15 protein-coding genes and 1 pseudogene are annotated in these 16,667 nt (G+C 61.8%); 12 read left to right on the top strand and 4 right to left on the bottom strand.

Going from position 1 to position 16,667, the window contains the following annotated elements:
- Nucleotides 1-95 precede the first annotated feature (95 nt).
- A complete protein-coding gene (locus ACXR0M_RS13690) occupies nucleotides 96-551 on the top strand; it encodes a DUF721 domain-containing protein (RefSeq protein ID WP_458832361.1) in 456 nt (151 codons plus the stop codon).
- Nucleotides 552-675: 124 nt separating this feature from the next.
- Here ACXR0M_RS13690 and ACXR0M_RS13695 read toward each other — a convergent pair whose 3' ends face one another.
- Nucleotides 676-2,163: a helicase HerA-like domain-containing protein gene (locus ACXR0M_RS13695; protein WP_458832362.1), complete on the bottom strand. Its 1,488-nt coding sequence runs from the start codon at nucleotides 2,161-2,163 to the stop codon at nucleotides 676-678.
- 187 nt (nucleotides 2,164-2,350) lie between these two features.
- On the opposite strand from ACXR0M_RS13695, the pseudogene ACXR0M_RS13700 reads away from it, so the two are divergent.
- The 5 genes and pseudogenes from ACXR0M_RS13700 to ACXR0M_RS13720 form a co-directional block, all read left to right on the top strand.
- Nucleotides 2,351-3,382, top strand: a pseudogene (locus tag ACXR0M_RS13700) (HAMP domain-containing protein); the annotation flags it as partial.
- A gap of 93 nt (nucleotides 3,383-3,475) precedes the next feature.
- Nucleotides 3,476-4,240 carry a methyl-accepting chemotaxis protein gene (locus ACXR0M_RS13705; protein WP_458832453.1) on the top strand — a complete coding sequence of 255 codons (765 nt, stop codon included), beginning with the start codon at nucleotides 3,476-3,478 and terminating at the stop codon, nucleotides 4,238-4,240.
- Between the two features lie 442 nt (nucleotides 4,241-4,682).
- A complete protein-coding gene (locus tag ACXR0M_RS13710) occupies nucleotides 4,683-5,774 on the top strand; it encodes a glycosyltransferase family 4 protein (RefSeq protein ID WP_458832454.1) in 1,092 nt (363 codons plus the stop codon).
- Complete coding sequence (locus ACXR0M_RS13715; RefSeq protein ID WP_458832363.1) at nucleotides 5,767-6,543, top strand: DUF2334 domain-containing protein; 777 nt, start codon at nucleotides 5,767-5,769, stop codon at nucleotides 6,541-6,543. Before ACXR0M_RS13710 ends, ACXR0M_RS13715 begins: the two co-directional genes overlap by 8 nt.
- Nucleotides 6,540-7,535, top strand: a complete 996-nt coding sequence (locus tag ACXR0M_RS13720) for a lysylphosphatidylglycerol synthase transmembrane domain-containing protein (RefSeq protein ID WP_458832364.1) — start codon at nucleotides 6,540-6,542, stop codon at nucleotides 7,533-7,535. Before ACXR0M_RS13715 ends, ACXR0M_RS13720 begins: the two co-directional genes overlap by 4 nt.
- A 23-nt stretch (nucleotides 7,536-7,558) precedes the next feature.
- On the opposite strand, the gene ACXR0M_RS13725 is transcribed toward ACXR0M_RS13720, so the two are convergent.
- Together ACXR0M_RS13725 and purU are read right to left on the bottom strand one after the other, a co-directional pair.
- Nucleotides 7,559-7,741, bottom strand: a complete 183-nt coding sequence (locus tag ACXR0M_RS13725) for a hypothetical protein (RefSeq protein WP_458832365.1) — start codon at nucleotides 7,739-7,741, stop codon at nucleotides 7,559-7,561.
- Between the two features lie 86 nt (nucleotides 7,742-7,827).
- Nucleotides 7,828-8,676 carry a formyltetrahydrofolate deformylase gene (purU, locus tag ACXR0M_RS13730; RefSeq protein ID WP_458832366.1) on the bottom strand — a complete coding sequence of 283 codons (849 nt, stop codon included), beginning with the start codon at nucleotides 8,674-8,676 and terminating at the stop codon, nucleotides 7,828-7,830.
- Nucleotides 8,677-9,013: 337 nt separating this feature from the next.
- Here purU and mvaT point away from each other — a divergent pair, with 337 nt between their 5' ends.
- On the top strand, nucleotides 9,014-9,391 hold the full coding sequence (gene mvaT, locus ACXR0M_RS13735) for a histone-like nucleoid-structuring protein MvaT (RefSeq protein ID WP_003227581.1): 378 nt from the start codon (nucleotides 9,014-9,016) through the stop codon (nucleotides 9,389-9,391).
- Nucleotides 9,392-9,494: 103 nt separating this feature from the next.
- Here mvaT and sbcB read toward each other — a convergent pair whose 3' ends face one another.
- Nucleotides 9,495-10,925, bottom strand: a complete 1,431-nt coding sequence (gene sbcB / locus ACXR0M_RS13740; RefSeq protein ID WP_458832367.1) for an exodeoxyribonuclease I — start codon at nucleotides 10,923-10,925, stop codon at nucleotides 9,495-9,497.
- 180 nt (nucleotides 10,926-11,105) lie between these two features.
- Between sbcB and ACXR0M_RS13745 the strand changes: the two genes are divergently transcribed.
- Genes ACXR0M_RS13745 through ACXR0M_RS13765 form a run of 5 tightly spaced genes read left to right on the top strand, consistent with a single transcriptional unit; the run spans nucleotide 11,106 to nucleotide 16,497 of the window.
- Nucleotides 11,106-11,831, top strand: a complete 726-nt coding sequence (locus tag ACXR0M_RS13745; RefSeq protein WP_458832368.1) for an RDD family protein — start codon at nucleotides 11,106-11,108, stop codon at nucleotides 11,829-11,831.
- Nucleotides 11,828-12,805 (top strand): stage II sporulation protein M, encoded by a 978-nt coding sequence (locus ACXR0M_RS13750; RefSeq protein WP_458832369.1) that lies wholly within the window; start codon nucleotides 11,828-11,830, stop codon nucleotides 12,803-12,805. The genes ACXR0M_RS13745 and ACXR0M_RS13750 overlap by 4 nt, the downstream gene beginning before the upstream one ends.
- Nucleotides 12,792-14,339, top strand: a complete 1,548-nt coding sequence (locus tag ACXR0M_RS13755) for a DUF4129 domain-containing protein (RefSeq protein ID WP_458832370.1) — start codon at nucleotides 12,792-12,794, stop codon at nucleotides 14,337-14,339. The genes ACXR0M_RS13750 and ACXR0M_RS13755 overlap by 14 nt, the downstream gene beginning before the upstream one ends.
- Nucleotides 14,336-15,499, top strand: coding sequence for a DUF4350 domain-containing protein (locus ACXR0M_RS13760; protein WP_458832371.1), 1,164 nt, complete (start codon nucleotides 14,336-14,338; stop codon nucleotides 15,497-15,499). The genes ACXR0M_RS13755 and ACXR0M_RS13760 overlap by 4 nt, the downstream gene beginning before the upstream one ends.
- The gene (locus tag ACXR0M_RS13765) at nucleotides 15,496-16,497 is read left to right on the top strand and encodes an AAA family ATPase (RefSeq protein ID WP_458832372.1); all 1,002 of its coding nucleotides are present in this window, start codon (nucleotides 15,496-15,498) and stop codon (nucleotides 16,495-16,497) included. The genes ACXR0M_RS13760 and ACXR0M_RS13765 overlap by 4 nt, the downstream gene beginning before the upstream one ends.
- Nucleotides 16,498-16,667: the final 170 nt, after the last annotated feature.

The raw sequence follows: 16,667 nt of genomic DNA on the forward strand, positions 1-16,667 counted from the left end.
TTGATTTAATGGGCAAAGCACAGACAAAAGCAATGGGCGAGTGGTTCCGCGGCTTTCTGCTACCATGGCTTCTCTGTGACTTCAGGTGTTAGATCATGGCATTTCGCCCGCTTGCAGCCAAAGCGCCCGCCGCTCTGCTACGCGAAGCCAAGCCGCTCAAAGCCATTCTCGGCCATGCCCAACGTCTGGCGCATTTGCAACGTCTGCTCGAAAGCCAGCTGCAACCAGCCGCACGCGCGCATTGCCATGTCGCGAAATGGCGCGAAGGCGAACTGTCACTGGTGGTCACCGACGGCCATTGGGCGACGCGCCTGCGCTATCAGCAAAAACGCCTGCAACGGCAACTGCAGTTGTTCGAAGAGTTCGCCAACCTGACGCGTATCAAATTTACCGTACGCCCGCCGATCGTGCAGCCCGGGGTTGTGGGGCATACGCTGGATCTGTCGACTGATGCGGCGGCGACCATTCAATCGACGGCTGACGGGATCAGTGATCCGGGGTTGCGGGCGGCGCTGGAGCGGTTGGCGGCGCACGCTAAAGACAAAACCTGACAGCTATCTGACCGCTCACGCATCCTGCAATGTGGGAGCGAGCTTGCTCGCGAATACGGTTTCACATTCAACATTCATGCTGGTTGATCCACCGCTTTCGCGAGCAAGCCCGCTCCCACAGGGTTTAGCGGCGTTTGCTGCCACCCAGCAACGAGCCCATCAGCCCGCGCACCAGTTGCTTGCCCAGATTATTGGCGGCCTGGCGCATGGCTGACTTCAGCGCCTGCCCCGCCGCCGTCCCGAGGAATTCGCCCGCCCGATCAGCCAGGCTCGGCTCCTCGGCAGCGGGTTTGCCCGCCGGAGTTTCTGCCTCCGGCGCGAGGTTTTTGCGGCCCATGAGGATTTCATACGCCGACTCGCGATCGATCGGCTTGTCGTAGCGGCCTTTGAACGGCGAACCGGCAATCAGCAGCGTGCGCTCGGTTTCGCTCAACGGCCCGATCCGCGATTGCGGCGGCGCCACCAGTACGCGCTGGACCATTTCTGGCGTGCCTTTTTCCTGCAGCGTGCCGACCAGCGCTTCGCCGATGCCCAACTCGGTCAGCACCGACAAAGTATCGAACGCCGGATTCGGCCGGAAGCCATCAGCCACCGCGCGCAGGGATTTCTGTTCCTTGGCGGTAAACGCGCGCAAACCGTGCTGGATGCGCAAGCCCAGCTGCGCCAGAACGTCATCCGGCAGGTCGCCCGGCGACTGGGTGACGAAATACACGCCGACGCCTTTCGAACGAATCAGCCGCACCACTTGCTCCAGCCGCTCCTGCAAGGCCTTGGGCGTATCGCCGAAGAGCAAATGCGCCTCGTCGAAAAACAGCGCCAGCAGTGGTTTGTCGGCATCGCCACGCTCCGGCAACTGCTCGAACAGCTCAGCCAGCAGCCACAGCAGGAACGTCGCGTAGACCTTCGGCGCCTCGTGCACCAGCCGGCTGGCATCGAGCAGATGAATGCGCCCACGGCCGTCCGCCGCCGGTTGCAGAATATCTTCGAGTTGCAGCGCCGGTTCGCCGAACAAGGCTTCGGCGCCCTGCTGTTCCAGGGTTGCCAGCCGGCGCAACAAGGCCTGACTGGAACCGGTGGTCATCAGCGCGGCGTCTTCGCCCAGCAACTGCGGGTTGTCCTTGAGGTGATTGAGCAGCGCCTTGAGGTCTTTCAGGTCCAGCAGCAACAGGCCTTCGCGGTCCGCCACTTTAAAGGCTGCATACAGCGCCGACTGCTGGCTGTCGGTCAGTTCCAGCAGACTGCCAATCAGCAGCGGGCCCATTTCACTCAAGGTAGTGCGCAACGGATGACCCGATTCACCATGAATGTCCCACAGCGTCACCGGATAAGCCTGCGGTTTGTAGTTCAGCCAAGGCATCCCGGCGATGCGCTCGGCGACTTTCCCCTGCGGATTGCCGGCGGCGCCGAGGCCGCATAGGTCACCCTTGATGTCTGCAGCAAAAACCGCGACCCCGGCGTCGCTGAATGCTTCGGCGAGGCGCTGCAGGGACACCGTTTTGCCGGTCCCGGTCGCCCCGGCGATCAGCCCGTGGCGGTTCGCCAGGCGCATGGCCTGAGCAATCGGTTGCCCCGCCAGATCGGCGCCGATAACAAGTTGCGATGTGTCAGGCATTTCGTCACCTATGGTTAATCTTTAATTCGCTGTGGCCGATAGATAAAGGCGAGAACCTGACTGAAAAGTCGGGTCGGACATTTCCCTAAGGAGAGTCGGAAATATCAGTTTGTTTCACCCTTGCCCATATTGCGCGTCTTTATAAAAGCACGCCCAGGACATTAAGACCTTAGCGGAACCCCAAGCCATGAACAAAAACCTGCGCTTCAGCCATAAAATTTTGCTTGCCGCCGCTCTCATCGTCATCGCCGCTTTCGCCTCGTTCACGCTGTACAACGACTGGCTGCAACGCAACGCGACCCGCGATGACCTGAACAACTATCTCAACGAGATGGGCGAAGTCACCGCCGACAACATTCAGACCTGGCTCAACGGTCGTATTCTGCTGGTCGAAAACGCCGCGCAGAACATCGCCATCAACCCGGAACAAGCCAACGTCGCCAGCCTGCTGGAACAGAAGTCCCTGACTTCGACCTTCATGGCGACCTATCTGGGTGATGCCACCGGTCATTTCACCATCCGCCCGGACGTGAAGATGCCGGACGGCTTCGATCCACGGGTTCGCCCTTGGTACAAAGGCGCCGAGGGCAGCAGCGGCTCGACCCTGACCGAACCGTACATCGACGCTGCCACCGGGCAGTTGATCATTTCCATCGCCACCGCCTCGAAAAAGGCCGGGCAGAGCGTCGGTGTAGTCGGCGGCGACCTGAGCCTGCAAACCCTGGTCGAGACCCTCACCGCCCGGGACTTCTCCGGCATGGGTTACGCGTTCCTGGTCAGTGCCGACGGCAAGATCCTCGTGCACCCGGACAAGGCTTTGGTGATGAAATCGCTGAAAGACGCCTATCCGCAGGACACTCCGCGCATCAGCAGCGACTTCAGTGAAGTCACCGTCGACGGCAAGACCCGCATCGTCAGCTTCACGCCGATCAAAGGCCTGCCGTCGGTGAACTGGTACGTCGGCCTATCCGTGGACAAGGACAAAGCCTTCTCGATGCTCAGCGAGTTCCGCACCTCGGCGGTGATCGCTACCGTGATTGCGGTGGTGATCATCATCGCCCTGCTGGGCATGCTGATCCGTCTGCTGATCCAGCCGCTGCACGTCATGACCCGCGCCATGGAAGACATTGCCGACGGCGAAGGCGACCTGACCAAGCGCCTGACCATCGTCAACAACGATGAGTTTGGTGTGCTGGGTACCGCGTTCAACCGCTTCGTCGAGCGTATTCATGGTTCGATCCGTGAAGTGTCTTCTGCCACCGGCCAGGTCAATGAGGTTGCCCTGCGCGTGGTCGCCGCATCCAACTCGTCGATGTACAACTCCGACCAGCAAGCCTCGCGCACCAGCAGCGTCGCCGCCGCGATCAATCAACTGGGCGCCGCCGCTCAGGAAATCGCGCGCAATGCCGCGCAGGCCTCGAACCAGGCCAGCGACGCCCGTGGCCTTGCCGAGGACGGTCAACAAGTGGTGGATCGCAGCATCAAGGCGATGAATCAGCTGTCGAGCATGCTCAGCGCCTCCAGCACCAACATCGAGTCGCTGAACAGCAAAACCGTGAACATCGGGCAGATTCTGGAAGTGATCACCAGCATCTCCCAGCAGACCAACCTGCTGGCGCTCAACGCGGCCATCGAAGCGGCACGTGCCGGTGAGGCCGGCCGTGGTTTCGCCGTGGTGGCGGATGAAGTGCGCAACCTCGCGCACCGCACCCAGGAGTCGGCGCAACAAGTACAAACCATGATCGAGGAGCTGCAAGTCGGCGCCCGCGAATCGGTGAGCACCATGAGCGACAGCCAGCGCCACAGCCAGGACAGCGTGGAAATCGCCAACCTTGCCGGCGAACGCCTCAATAGCGTGACCCAGCGCATCGGCGAGATCGACGGGATGAACCAGTCGGTCGCCACCGCGACCGAGGAGCAGACCGCCGTGGTCGAATCGATCAACGTCGACATCACCGAGATCAACACGCTGAACCAGGAAGGCGTCGAAAACCTGCAGGCGACCTTGCGCGCCTGTACCGATCTGGAACAGCAGGCTGCACGACTGAAGCAGCTGGTCGGCAGTTTCCGCATCTAAGATCAAGATCAAAAGCCTACCCCCTCACCCCAGCCCTCTCCCCCATAGGGGGCGAGGGGGAAAGGGAGCAGATCTCCAAGCCTTTCAAATCCAGAGTTCGACTCCGGACTTTCAGGTCGATGTATAGCAAAAGAACAACCCGGTCAGTCCCCTCTCCCTTCCCCATTGGGGGCGAGGGGAAAGGGAGCAGATCTTCAAGCCTTTCAAATCCGGAGTTCGACTCCGGACTTTCAGGTCGATGTATAGCGAGAGAACAACCCGGTCAGTCCCCTCTCCCCCTGGGAGAGGGTTAGGGTGAGGGCCTTACGCTCTCACCCCCGCCACAAATCCACCTGCCGCCCCCCACCGCGAAACCCCGACCGAACGTCTATTACGGACAAAGGTCAACCAAGGGAGTGAACACAACGGAGGGTCGATCACCGTGCATATCGCCGACATCACCATGTTCTACGCCCCGGCCAGCGGTGGCGTACGCACCTACCTGGACGCCAAGCACCGCCGCCTGACCGGCAAACCGGCGATTCGGCACAGCCTGCTGATCCCCGGCGCGCGTTTCGCTGAACATGACGGTATCTACACCGTGCCCGCCCCCGCCCTGCCCTTCGGCAAAGGCTACCGCTTTCCGTTGCGCCTCGCGCCTTGGCGCAATGTCCTGCAGGATTTGCAGCCGGATCTGATCGAGGTTGGTGACCCCTACCTCACCGCATGGGCGGCGCTCGATGCACGGCGGCAACTGGATGTGCCGGTAATCGGCTTTTACCACTCGGACCTGCCGCTGCTGGTCGGCAACCGCATGGGCCATTGGCTCACGCCGAATGTCGAGGCGTACGTGACCAAGCTTTATGGCAACTTCGACCGGGTGCTGGCGCCAAGTCAGGTGATGGCCGACAAGCTCACCGGGCTGGGCGTGCGCAACGTGTTCGTGCAGCCATTGGGCGTGGATCTGCAAACCTTTCATCCGCAAGCCCGCGATAACGGCCTGCGCGCCGAACTGGGAATCGCCGAAGACACCCGCCTGCTGATCTTTGCCGGGCGCGGTTCGAAAGAGAAAAACCTGCCGGTTCTGCTCAAGTGCATGCAGCGCCTCGGCCCGCGCTATCACTTGCTGCTGGTCGGTTCATCGATGCCGGCGATGGTGCCGGACAATGTCAGCGTGATCGACTCGTTCTGCCCGGCGCCCACCGTCGCGCGCTTGATGGCCAGCGCCGATGCCCTGCTGCATGCCGGTGATCAGGAGACCTTCGGTCTGGTGATTCTGGAGGCCATGGCCTGCGGGATTCCGGTGGTCGCAGTCGCCGCCGGAGCCTTCGAGGAAATCGTCAACGAAGAATGCGGCTTGCTGTGTCTGCCAAACAACCCGCAAGCCATGGCCAATGCCGTGCGCGAACTGTTCAGCCGCGGTTGCAGCCAGCTAGGCCAACAAGCGCGGCAACATGTGGAGCGGCATTATGCCTGGGACAGCGTGGTCGACAGCCTGCTCGGGCACTACCACGCGGTGCTCGGCCAAACGCTGCCAAGGGTGGCCAATGGCTGATGTCCTGAACGAGCGCGCCGTGCTGCTGGTACTGCACGACGTAGCACCGTCGACGTGGGCGGATTATCGGCCATTCGTCGAAGCGGTGGATGCCATCGGCGGCGTACCGATGACCTGGCTGGTGGTGCCGAATTTCCACGGCCACGACGCACTGGCCAAGCATCCGCAGTTTTGTCGAATGCTTGGCGAGCGTGTGGCCCGTGGCGATGAACTGGCCTTGCACGGCTTTTACCATGATGACCGCGAGCCCGCCCCCACCACGCCCCGCGACTGGTTCATGCGCCGCATCTATACCCACGAAGGTGAGTTTTATCGCCTGTCGCGCGAGGCGGCCCTGGCCCGGATAAACGCCGGCATCGAGCTGTTTCGGCACAATGACTGGCCGCTGCACGGTTTCGTCGCCCCCGCCTGGCTGATGAGCAAAGGGACGCGTCAGGCCCTTCGCCAGACGTCATTGAGTTACACCAGCGACCCGCAACATATTTATCAACTGCCGGATTTCACCGCCATTGAGGCGCCGGGTCTGGTGTGGAGCGCGCGCAATGCCTGGCGGCGCGGCTTGTCAAAAGTCGTCAGTGATTGCCGCGAACAACACTGGCGCGACGCGGCGGTGATTCGTCTAGGCTTGCACCCGGTAGACATGCGCCACGCGTTTTCGCGTAATTACTGGCTACACACCCTTGAACGGCTGCTGGCGGAAGGACGCAAGCCCATGAACAAAATCGACTGGTTGTTGCAACAACGTGAGCGAACGGGACGCGCGGCATGAGTCGCGGCATTGTCCTGCTGATCGGCCTGCTCGCCGCCCTGCTGATTCCGCTGTTGCTCGGCGGCAGCGAGATCGGCGCGCGCCTGCAGAACTTTCCGCTGCAGTGGCTGCTGATCATGTTCGGCATGATCCTGCTCTGCTGGGGCATCAACACCCTGCGCCTGCGCCTGTTGCTGGGTGATCAGCGCAACCGGGTCACGCCGCTGAAAAGCCTCGGCGTGGTCATGGCTGCGGAATTCGCTTACTGCGCCACGCCCGGTGGCAGTGGCGGACCGCTGACGATCATGGCGTTGCTGGCCCGTTGCGGGGTGCGCCCGGCCCGCGGCAGTGCGGTGTTTGCCATGGATCAGTTGAGTGATCTGCTGTTCTTCCTCTGCGCCCTCAGCGGGATTCTGATTTACGCGTTATTTCAGCACCTCAGCGACCGTCTGGAATGGCTGCTGATGGTCAGCGCGGTGTCGCTGTTCGGCGGCCTGTTCAGCTGCGTACTGCTGGCGCGCTATCACCGGCGGCTGATTCTCCTCAGCGGACGCCTGCTCGCGCGCCTGAACGTGCAGCCGGCCACGCGCCGGCGCTGGGCGCGCAAGCTGCTGCATTTTCTCGATGCGTTTATCGACACATTGAAGTTGCCGTGGCAGACGCTGATCAAGGTGTTCGCCCTGACCTGTCTGCATTGGCTGCTGCGCTACAGCGTGTTGTACCTGGCGTTGCGCGGCTTGGGCGCGGACTTGCAATGGGCCTGGAGTTTCCTGGTGCAGATGCTGTCGCTGGGTGCCGGCCAGATGAGCCTGTTACCCGGTGGTGCAGGCGCGGCGGAACTGACGTCGGCGGCGCTGCTGGCGCCGATGGTCGGCAAATCCACGGCGGCGGCAGCGATTCTGATCTGGCGGGTGGTGACGTTCTATTTCTATCTGGTAGTGGGTGGGCCGGTGTTTTTGCTGATGCTCGGGCGGCCATTGCTGAAGAAACTGTTGAAGATTCGGCAAGCTTAAAAGATCGCAGCCTTCGGCAGCTCCTACAGGGGATCGGATTTGGGGTCTTCCTCCGGTTCGGGCTTTACCTGTTCCCACAACTCGGCAGCGCCGGGAAACTCGGTGCCGTCTTCCGGGCTGAGCTCATCCGGGTCATAGCGACTCAGGCAGCCCTCGCCCAGCGTGGCGGGGGCTTTCGAAACGGCTTTGTCCAGTGGATCGCTCACGGGCATGTCCTCAACGGCTGAAACGAAAAAAGGGCCTGGACGATTGAACGCCCAGGCCCTTCATTATTCAAGCACGCGGGGTTGGATCAGAACACCACGGTCTTGTTGCCGTGCACCAGCACGCGGTCTTCGAGGTGATAGCGCAGGCCACGGGCCAACACCATCTTCTCGACGTCACGGCCGAAACGCACCATGTCTTCGATGCTGTCGCTGTGGCTGACACGTACCACGTCCTGCTCGATGATCGGACCGGCATCCAGCTCTTCGGTGACGTAGTGGCAGGTCGCGCCGATCAGCTTCACGCCGCGCATCGACGCTTGATGGTACGGCTTGGCACCGACGAACGACGGCAGGAAGCTGTGGTGAATGTTGATCACCTTGTGCGCGTATTCGCGGCACAGCGCCGGCGGCAGGATCTGCATGTAGCGCGCCAGCACCACCACTTCGGCATCGTGCTGCTTGACCAGACGCGAGACCTCGGCGAACGCCGGCTCCTTGTCCTGGGGATTGACCGGGACATGGTAATAAGGAATGCCGTGCCACTCGACCATGCTGCGCAGGTCGTTGTGGTTGGAAATCACGCAGGAGATTTCGCAGTCGAGCTCATCGCTGTGCCAGCGGTGCAGCAGGTCGGCCAGGCAGTGGGATTCGCGGCTGGCCATCAGCACTACGCGTTTCTTCTGCTCGGTGTCGGTGATGCGCCAGTCCATCGAGAACTCTTCGGCGATCGGCGCAAACTTCTCGCGCAATACTTCGATACCGAACGGCAGCGAATCGGCGCGAATCTCGTGACGCATGAAAAACCAGCCGTTCTGATTGTCCGAATGATGGCTCGCTTCGGTAATCCAGCCGTTGTGGGATGCCAGAAAGTTACTGACTTTGGCAACGATGCCAACGCGGTCAGGGCAGGAAATCACCAACCGAAAGGTGCGCATGGGGGAAAAACTCCAGAACTTCGCAAAGGCGGCCATTCTAGCGACTGCGCGCGGAAACTGCAGTATTGATGACCCTATCCGGTCGAAAAGCGGGTTCACTGGTTATGACTGCCCGGCCCGACAGGGTGCTGGCGCTCGGCTGGCAATGCCCAGGTAAATAATTGTGGTTATTCGTGATGACCGCATCACAGTATTTAACAGCGCATTCAAATTCCCGGTGAACTCCTGCAACTAACTCAAATAAAAAACCGCTTAAATGTTTACTTGATGAAACAGCCTGACTATTATTGCGGCACTGTCCCCCTGCCATTCAACACCTCCACACAAGGTAGTTATCATGTCGTTGATCAACGAATATCGTGCCACTGAAGAAGCCATCAAAGAGCTGCAAGCTCGTTTGAAGAACCTGTCGCAAGACGACAAACTGCAAGCCGAGCTGGAATTCGAAGGCAAACTGCGCACTCTGATGGGCGAATACTCCAAGTCCCTGCGCGATATCATCGCGCTGCTGGATCCGGAGTCGAAAACCAAGGGCACCCGTGGCGCCGCAGTAAAAACTACCGGCACCAAGCGCGCACGCAAAGTTAAGCAATACAAAAACCCGCACAACGGTGAAGTCATCGAAACCAAAGGTGGCAACCATAAAACTCTGAAAGAGTGGAAAGCCAAGTGGGGCGGTGACGTGGTTGAAGGCTGGGCTACCCTGCTGGGCTAAGCCTGCGCAGCGGTCGTCTGTCTGTTCGACGGCCCATGAAAAACGCCAGCATACGCTGGCGTTTTTTTATGCCCGGGTTTTCATCGCCACACTTTGTTCGATTTCAAAGATCCAAACGTTTGCGCAATGCCTCGACATAATTTTGCCACTCACTCAGCACATTATTTTGTATCGGCGTAGCACTAAGTGCCCATTGCTGCGCGGCCTCGGCAAAAGATTTCAAGGTATTAGGTGCGCCCATTTGCGGCTCGGACAAGCGCTGCCGGCAGAATATTCTCCAGCGCTCTTGCTCTTCGAAATTCAACGTATCGGCAAAGTTGCGTGCGCGATATCGAAAGAGTAATTCGGGCAGACGTTCATCATCGAACGGCCATTGCTCTTGTGCTAATTGCGCAGGATCCGCTGCTCTCACTTGCTCGCATAGACGCCGATCACGATCACCGATAAATCCATCGTACAACTGCTGTTCCGGGTCTTCACTCGGGGTGAAATCCTCGCTGGCGTAAATCGCCGCAATTTTATCCTGCCAACTTTGTTGTGCGTCACTTAGCCGCAGCGCGCGCGCCTGATACAACGCCATGTCCAGCCCCAGGCGCTGCTGATCTTCGGCACGCAATACCGACAACGGCGCCACCACCGGACAACGATTGATGTGAATCAGTTTGAGCGGTACCGGCAGCTCTCCTTCGGCCAGCGCATCGCGACGGGTATACAGCCGCTGGCGCAAAGTCTCGGCGTCCAGTTCCAGCAAGCCTTGCGGATCCAGATGCAGGTCACAGACGATCAACGCATTGCGATTGCGCGGGTGCCAGGCCAATGGCAGCACCACACCGACGTAGTGCCGCGCCACGGAAAAGCGTCCGGAGATATGCACCAGCGGCTGCAGCAGACGAATCTGATCCATGACCTTCTGCTTGCTGCGCAGTTGAAACAGCCAGTCATACAACTTCGGCTGTTTCTCACGGATCAACCGCGCGAGGGCGATGGTCGCGCGCACGTCCGAGAGCGCTTCGTGGGCATGGCCATGGTCGATGTGGTTGGCGGCAGTCAGGCGTTCGAGCTTGAGGGTGACCTTGCCGTCGTCATCGGTGGGCCAGACCAGACCATCAGGGCGCAGGGCGTACGCGGCGCGCACCACATCGATCAGATCCCAGCGACTGTTGCCGCCCTGCCATTCGCGGGCGTACGGGTCGAAGAAATTGCGGTAGAGGCTGTAGCGGGTCATCTCGTCGTCAAAGCGCAGGGTGTTGTAACCCGCGCCGCAAGTGCCGGGCGCTGCCAGTTGCGCATGCACCCGGGTCATGAAGTCGGCTTCGCTCAGGCCCTGCTCGGCGAGACGGCTCGGGGTGATGCCGGTGATCGCACAGGCAGCCGGATGCGGCAGGATGTCTTCGCTGGGCTGGCAGTAGAGGTTGACCGGTTCGTCGATTTCATTGAGGTCGTGGTCGGTGCGAATCCCGGCCACCTGCAGCGGACGATCGTTGCGCGGATTGATGCCGGTGGTTTCGTAGTCGTACCAGAAGATTGAAGTCACGGGCGGTTCCTGAACTGAAGATCGGCAAAGTCTAGGCGTTGAACCGCCGTCGCGGCCAGCGCTCTGTCATTCAAGCACCTCGCGCCACACGCTGTGCAATACATAGTTATGTCGTTTCCCCCCAAGAGGCTGCTAGCATCGGACGCACTTCACCTCCCGATCCGGCCCCTCAGGTAGCCCATGCTCGAGAACACAGCACCGCCACGGAAAGCACCGCTGACCCCGCCACTCGATACCCGCTATCAAGTGGAAACCCCGGAGGGTATCGACCTGCCGTTGCGCCCGGCCGGGCTGATGGTGCGCACCCTGGCCTTCGCCATCGACCTGGGCATTCGAGGGACCCTCCTCGGCGTACTGTTCGTGGCGCTGGCGTTTCTCGGTCAGCTCGGAATGGGGCTGGGATCGCTGCTGCTGTTTGCCGTCAGCTGGTGGTACATGGTGCTGTTTGAAGTGCTGTGCCAGGGCCGTTCACCGGGCAAGCAATGGATGGGCCTGCGGGTGATACACGATGACGGCACGCCGATTGGCTGGTCGGCGTCGCTGCTGCGCAACCTGTTGCGCTTTGTCGATCTGCTGCCGTTCGGTTATTGCCTCGGCGCCCTCAGTTGCCTGCAACACCCGACCTTCAAACGCCTGGGCGACATCGCCGCCGGCACTCTGGTGGTCTACAGCGAGCGCCCGCTGCTGCGTCCGTCATTACCTGAAGCCCCGCCACGCAGCGCGCCCGTGCCGCTCGCTCTCAGCGAGCAACGGGCGCTGCTCGCTTTCGCCGAGCGTCAGGCTGAACTGTCGCCGGCGCGGGTCAATGAGCTGGCCGCCCTGCTCGCCCAGCCGCTGCACATCTCGGCGCCCAAAGCGGTCAGCGAACTCAACGGCATCGCTCGCGGTTTGCTGGGGCCGACATGAAGCAGAGTCTTTTCGAAGCTCGGCACAAGGCCGAATGGGAGCGTTTCACCCTGGCCCTCGAACGCCTCGAACACGGCAAGGACACCTCGCAGGTGGCCGGTTTCCCCAAGGCTTATCGGCGTTTGTGTCAGCACCTGGCGCTGGCGCAGGAGCGCGGCTACAGCAGCTTTCTGATCGACTCGCTGCAACAGCAAGTGCTGCGCGGTCATCAGCAGCTGTATCGGCATCGCAGTCGGTTCGGCGCCAACTTTCTGGGCTTTATTCTCGCCGACTTCCCCCGACTGGTGCGCGGCGAATGGCCGTTCGTGCTGGCCGCCGCGCTGTTGTTTTTCGGCAGCCTCCTTGGATTCGCCCTGCTGGTGTACGGCTATCCCGAGCTGGTCTACAACCTGCTCCCCGCCGAACAGGTGCGCGAGATGCAGAGCATGTACGACCCGGTGGCCGGTCACCTCGGCCGCTCGGCTGAACGCGCCGCCAGCGAAGACTGGGTGATGTTCGGTTACTACGTGATGCACAACATCGGCATCGCCTTCCAGACCTTCGCCAGTGGTTTGCTGCTGGGCGTCGGCAGCGGGTTTTTCCTGCTCTACAACGGACTGATCATCGGGGCGGTGGCCGGGCATCTGACCGAGATCGGTTTCGGGCAGACGTTCTGGTCGTTCGTGATCGGCCACGGCGCGTTCGAACTGACCGCCATTGCCCTGGCAGGCGCAGCCGGTCTGAAACTGGGTTGGGCGCTGATTGCACCGGGTCGATTGAGCCGTGGCGAAGCGCTGGTGAAAGCTGCGCGCAAGAGCGTGCTGCTGGTGTGCGGGGTCATGCTGTTGCTGCTGGTCGCGGCTTTCGTCGAGGCCTATTGGTCATCGAAAACCAGCGTCACGCCACAGACCAAATACCTGGTCGGCGCAGCACTGTGGGCAGCGGTGGCGGCGTACCTGCTGTTCGCCGGAAGGAGCCGTCATGCGCCTGAGTGACGCCAGCGTAGCGATCCGCCCGCGCAGCACCTGGGAAGCCATGGACCTGGGCGTGCTCATGAGCCAGCAGCATCGGCGCCTGTTGATGACCAGCTGGGCGATCGTCACCCTGCCGCTGTTCGCCCTGTTGACCTTGTTGCTGTGGGATTCGCCGTCGCTGGCGGTGTTGATTTTCTGGTGGCTGAAACCGGCCTATGAACGCCTGCCGTTGTACATCCTGTCCAAGGCCCTGTTCGGCGAAACACCGACGTTGAAACAGGCCTTGCGCGAATTTCCCCGCCTGCTCAAACCGCAACTGCTGGCGAGCCTGACCTGGCGCCGCCTGAGCCTGAGCCGCAGTTTTCTGTTGCCGGTGGTTCAGCTCGAAAGCCTTGATGGTGTGGCCCGCCAGCAACGCCTGCAAGTGCTGCTGCAACGCAACGCCGGCGCCGCGCAATGGCTGACCATCATCGGCATGCATCTGGAGACCGCGCTGTGGATCGGCCTGATGGTGTTGTTCTATATGTTGCTGCCGCAGCAGATCGAAACCGACTGGGACTGGCAGTCTCTGATCCTTGAAGCCGACCACCATTGGCGCTGGCTGGAGCACCTGACCAACGCCTTCTACGCGCTGGTGCTGGTGGTCTGGGAACCGGTGTATGTCGCCTGCGGTTTCAGCCTGTATCTGAACCGGCGCACCACCCTCGAAGCGTGGGACATCGAACTGGTGTTCCGCCGTTTGCGCCAGCGTCTGAACAGCAGCGCGCTGGGTCTGTTGCTTGCGTTCTCCCTGCTCGTGCCAGCCGTCCCACCGGTATGGGCCGCCGCCGATCCAGCCAGCGCCCCGGAGGCGCCACGGCTGTTGCAGCAACCGCTGAACAGTCAGGCCGCGCACGACAGCATCAAGGCGCTGCTGGAACAACCGCCATTCAAGAACAAGCAAAGCGTCACTCGCTATCGCTTCGGCGATGACCCGGCCGCCCCCGCCGAAGCCAAACCCGGCGAGGCGCCGCAATGGCTGAAAAACCTGCTCGGCTGGCTCGACGGGCAGCGTTTCAATGCACTGGCCAGCCTGATCGAAGTGCTGCTGTGGGGCGCGGTGATCGCCGCTCTCGGCTGGTTGATCTGGCGCTATCGTGAATTCTTCCGTACCTTCGTCAGCCGCCGCGCCAAGCTGCCTGCTCGGGTCAGACCCGCCGCACCGCAACAAGCGTTCGGCCTCGACCTGAATCCGCAAAGCCTGCCCGATGACATCGCCGCCGCTGCCGCACAGCTCTGGCGGACCCAGCCACGCGCGGCGCTGGGCCTGCTTTATCGTGGCTTGCTCAGCCGTTTGCTGCACGACTTCGCTCTGACCTTGAAACCCGCCGACACCGAGCAACAAGTGCTGCTGCACATCGAACAACTACAGCGCCCTGAGCTGCTGGGTTTCAGCCGCAGCCTGACCCTGCACTGGCAGAACATGGCCTACGGGCATCGCGTACCGGCGGCGCATCTGCAGCAGGAACTGTGTGATGGCTGGCGTGCGCTGTTCGGCCCGGGAGCGCGCGCTTGAACCGGCGCAGCGCGTGGCTGATCGGCGGGCTGATCGTGGCTCTGCTCGCAGCGCTGGGTGGGTATCTGTATCTCAAGGCCAGGCCGTATCAGGAAGTGATCGATCACGGCCCTTCGCCGCAGGCGCAAGCCAATCCTTATCTGGCGGCGGAAATGTTCCTGCGCCAGCACGGCCTCAACGTCAGCCATGCCGAGACGCTGGCGGTGCTGCCCGACATCGATCCGCGGCAGCACACGCTGCTGTTGTTCGGTGAGCGCTCGCGGATGACGCCGCGCCAGGTCGATCAGCTGCTGAACTGGGCGCGCGCCGGCGGGCGTCTGGTGTTCGTTGCCGAAGCGTTGTGGGACAAACAGGCCGGACAAAGTGATGACCTGTTGCTGGACCGGGTACAGCTGCACCAGATCCTTAGCAAGAACCTCAAGGAGCCACCGGAAGGGCTGGCCGATGATCCTTACCCGAACCTGACCAAGTTGTACCTCGAAGATGAAGACGCCCCGGCCTACGTCGGTTTCGACACTGCGTTTCATCTGGAAGACCCGAAGAATCTCGCGCAAGCCTGGGCCAACAGCGCCAAGGCCACGCACATGATGCAACTGGCCTACGGCCTCGGCTCGATCACCGTGGTCACCGATGCCGAACTGTGGAAGACCGCCGCCATCAGTCAGCACGACAACGCCTGGCTGCTCTGGTACCTGAGCGCCGACACCGACGTCACGCTGATTTTCAACACCACGCACGACGGGCTGCCAACCCTGCTCTGGCACTATTTCCCCCAGGCCATCGTTGCACTGCTGGCGCTGCTCGCGCTTGGTTTGTGGCACGTCGGTGTACGTCACGGCCCGTTGCTCGCGCCCGCCCCGAAGGCTCGCCGGCAGTTGCAGGAACACCTGCGCGCCAGTGCCGATTTCATCCTGCGCCACAACGGTCAGCACACGCTGCTGCAAGCCTTGCAACAGGACGTACTGCGCCGCGCCCGCCGCCGCCATCCCGGTTTCGATCAATTGAACGTGGCCGAGCAATGGCTGGTGCTGTCGCGCCTGACCCGCCAGCCGACACGCGCCATCAGTCAGGCCCTGAGCCCGGTGCCGAAACAGCGCTTGAGCAGTGCTGATTTCAGCCGCCAGGTGGCCCACCTGCAAACCTTGAGGAACTCGCTATGAATGAACCGATCGAGCCCGGCACCGCCAGCCACGCCGCTCAGCAACGCCAGCGTGCCAGCCAGTTGGCGCAAGCGGTGCGCGGTGAATTGCACAAGGCGCTGATCGGCCAGAGCGGGGTGATCGACGACGTGCTGACCGCGTTGATTGCCGGCGGCCACGTGCTGCTCGAAGGCGTCCCCGGACTGGGCAAGACCTTGCTGGTGCGCGCGTTGGCACGCTGCTTCGGCGGTGAGTTCGCGCGCATCCAGTTCACCCCGGACCTGATGCCCAGCGACGTCACCGGTCACGCGGTGTACGACCTGCACACCGAGCAGTTCAAGCTGCGCAAGGGGCCGTTGTTCACCAACTTGTTGCTGGCCGACGAGATCAACCGCGCACCGGCAAAAACCCAGGCGGCGCTGCTCGAAGCAATGCAGGAGCGCCAGGTCACCCTCGAAGGTCGCGCGCTGCCGATCGCCCAGCCGTTCATGGTGCTCGCCACGCAAAACCCGATCGAACAGGAAGGCACTTACCCCCTGCCGGAAGCCGAGCTCGATCGTTTCATGCTCAAGGTGCGCATGGACTATCCGGATGCCGAGCAGGAGTTGCACATGGTGCGCCAGGTCAGCCGCTCGACCCGCGCCGACATGCTCGATGTGCAGCCGTTGCGCACCGTGCTGCAAGCCAAGGATGTGTTGGCCTTGCAGCGCATCACCAGCGATCTGCCGCTGGACGATCAAGTGCTCGACTACGCCGTGCGCCTGGCGCGCAGCACCCGCAGCTGGCCCGGTTTGAGCCTCGGCGCCGGACCACGGGCTTCGATTGCGCTGGTGCGCTGTGCCCGTGCCCGGGCCTTGTTGCGCGGCGGTGAATTCGTGATTCCCGATGACATCAAAGGCTGCGCGCTGGCCGTTCTGCGTCACCGTGTGCGCATTGCCCCGGAGCTGGACATCGAAGGCCTGGAGGTGGATCAGGTGCTCCAGCAGTTGCTCGATCAAGTGCCGGCGCCGCGTCTGTGAATACGGTCATGCCGCCCTCTGTGGCGAGGGGGCTTGCCCCCGTTGGAGTGCGAAGCGCTCCCAAGAACCCCCAAACCGTTTTACGACTGCTTCGCAGCCGAACGCGGGCAAGCCCGCTCGCCACAAAGGTACTGTGCCAGATGGTTGAATGTAGCCCTTACCAAGGAATC

It is taken from the genome of Pseudomonas sp. Eth.TT006, assembly GCF_054456575.1.

Excerpts from the sequence above, each read along its gene's own strand:
- ACXR0M_RS13695 (WP_458832362.1), bottom strand. The coding sequence starts at position 2,163 with ATGCCTGACACATCGCAACTTGTTATCGGCGCCGATCTGGCGGGGCAA.
- ACXR0M_RS13745 (WP_458832368.1), top strand. The coding sequence starts at position 11,106 with ATGCTCGAGAACACAGCACCGCCACGGAAAGCACCGCTGACCCCGCCA.
- ACXR0M_RS13720 (WP_458832364.1), top strand. The coding sequence starts at position 6,540 with ATGAGTCGCGGCATTGTCCTGCTGATCGGCCTGCTCGCCGCCCTGCTG.
- ACXR0M_RS13755 (WP_458832370.1), top strand. The coding sequence starts at position 12,792 with ATGCGCCTGAGTGACGCCAGCGTAGCGATCCGCCCGCGCAGCACCTGG.
- ACXR0M_RS13690 (WP_458832361.1), top strand. The coding sequence starts at position 96 with ATGGCATTTCGCCCGCTTGCAGCCAAAGCGCCCGCCGCTCTGCTACGC.
- ACXR0M_RS13705 (WP_458832453.1), top strand. The coding sequence starts at position 3,476 with ATGTACAACTCCGACCAGCAAGCCTCGCGCACCAGCAGCGTCGCCGCC.
- mvaT (WP_003227581.1), top strand. The coding sequence starts at position 9,014 with ATGTCGTTGATCAACGAATATCGTGCCACTGAAGAAGCCATCAAAGAG.
- ACXR0M_RS13715 (WP_458832363.1), top strand. The coding sequence starts at position 5,767 with ATGGCTGATGTCCTGAACGAGCGCGCCGTGCTGCTGGTACTGCACGAC.
- ACXR0M_RS13710 (WP_458832454.1), top strand. The coding sequence starts at position 4,683 with ATGTTCTACGCCCCGGCCAGCGGTGGCGTACGCACCTACCTGGACGCC.
- purU (WP_458832366.1), bottom strand. The coding sequence starts at position 8,676 with ATGCGCACCTTTCGGTTGGTGATTTCCTGCCCTGACCGCGTTGGCATC.
- ACXR0M_RS13765 (WP_458832372.1), top strand. The coding sequence starts at position 15,496 with ATGAATGAACCGATCGAGCCCGGCACCGCCAGCCACGCCGCTCAGCAA.
- ACXR0M_RS13750 (WP_458832369.1), top strand. The coding sequence starts at position 11,828 with ATGAAGCAGAGTCTTTTCGAAGCTCGGCACAAGGCCGAATGGGAGCGT.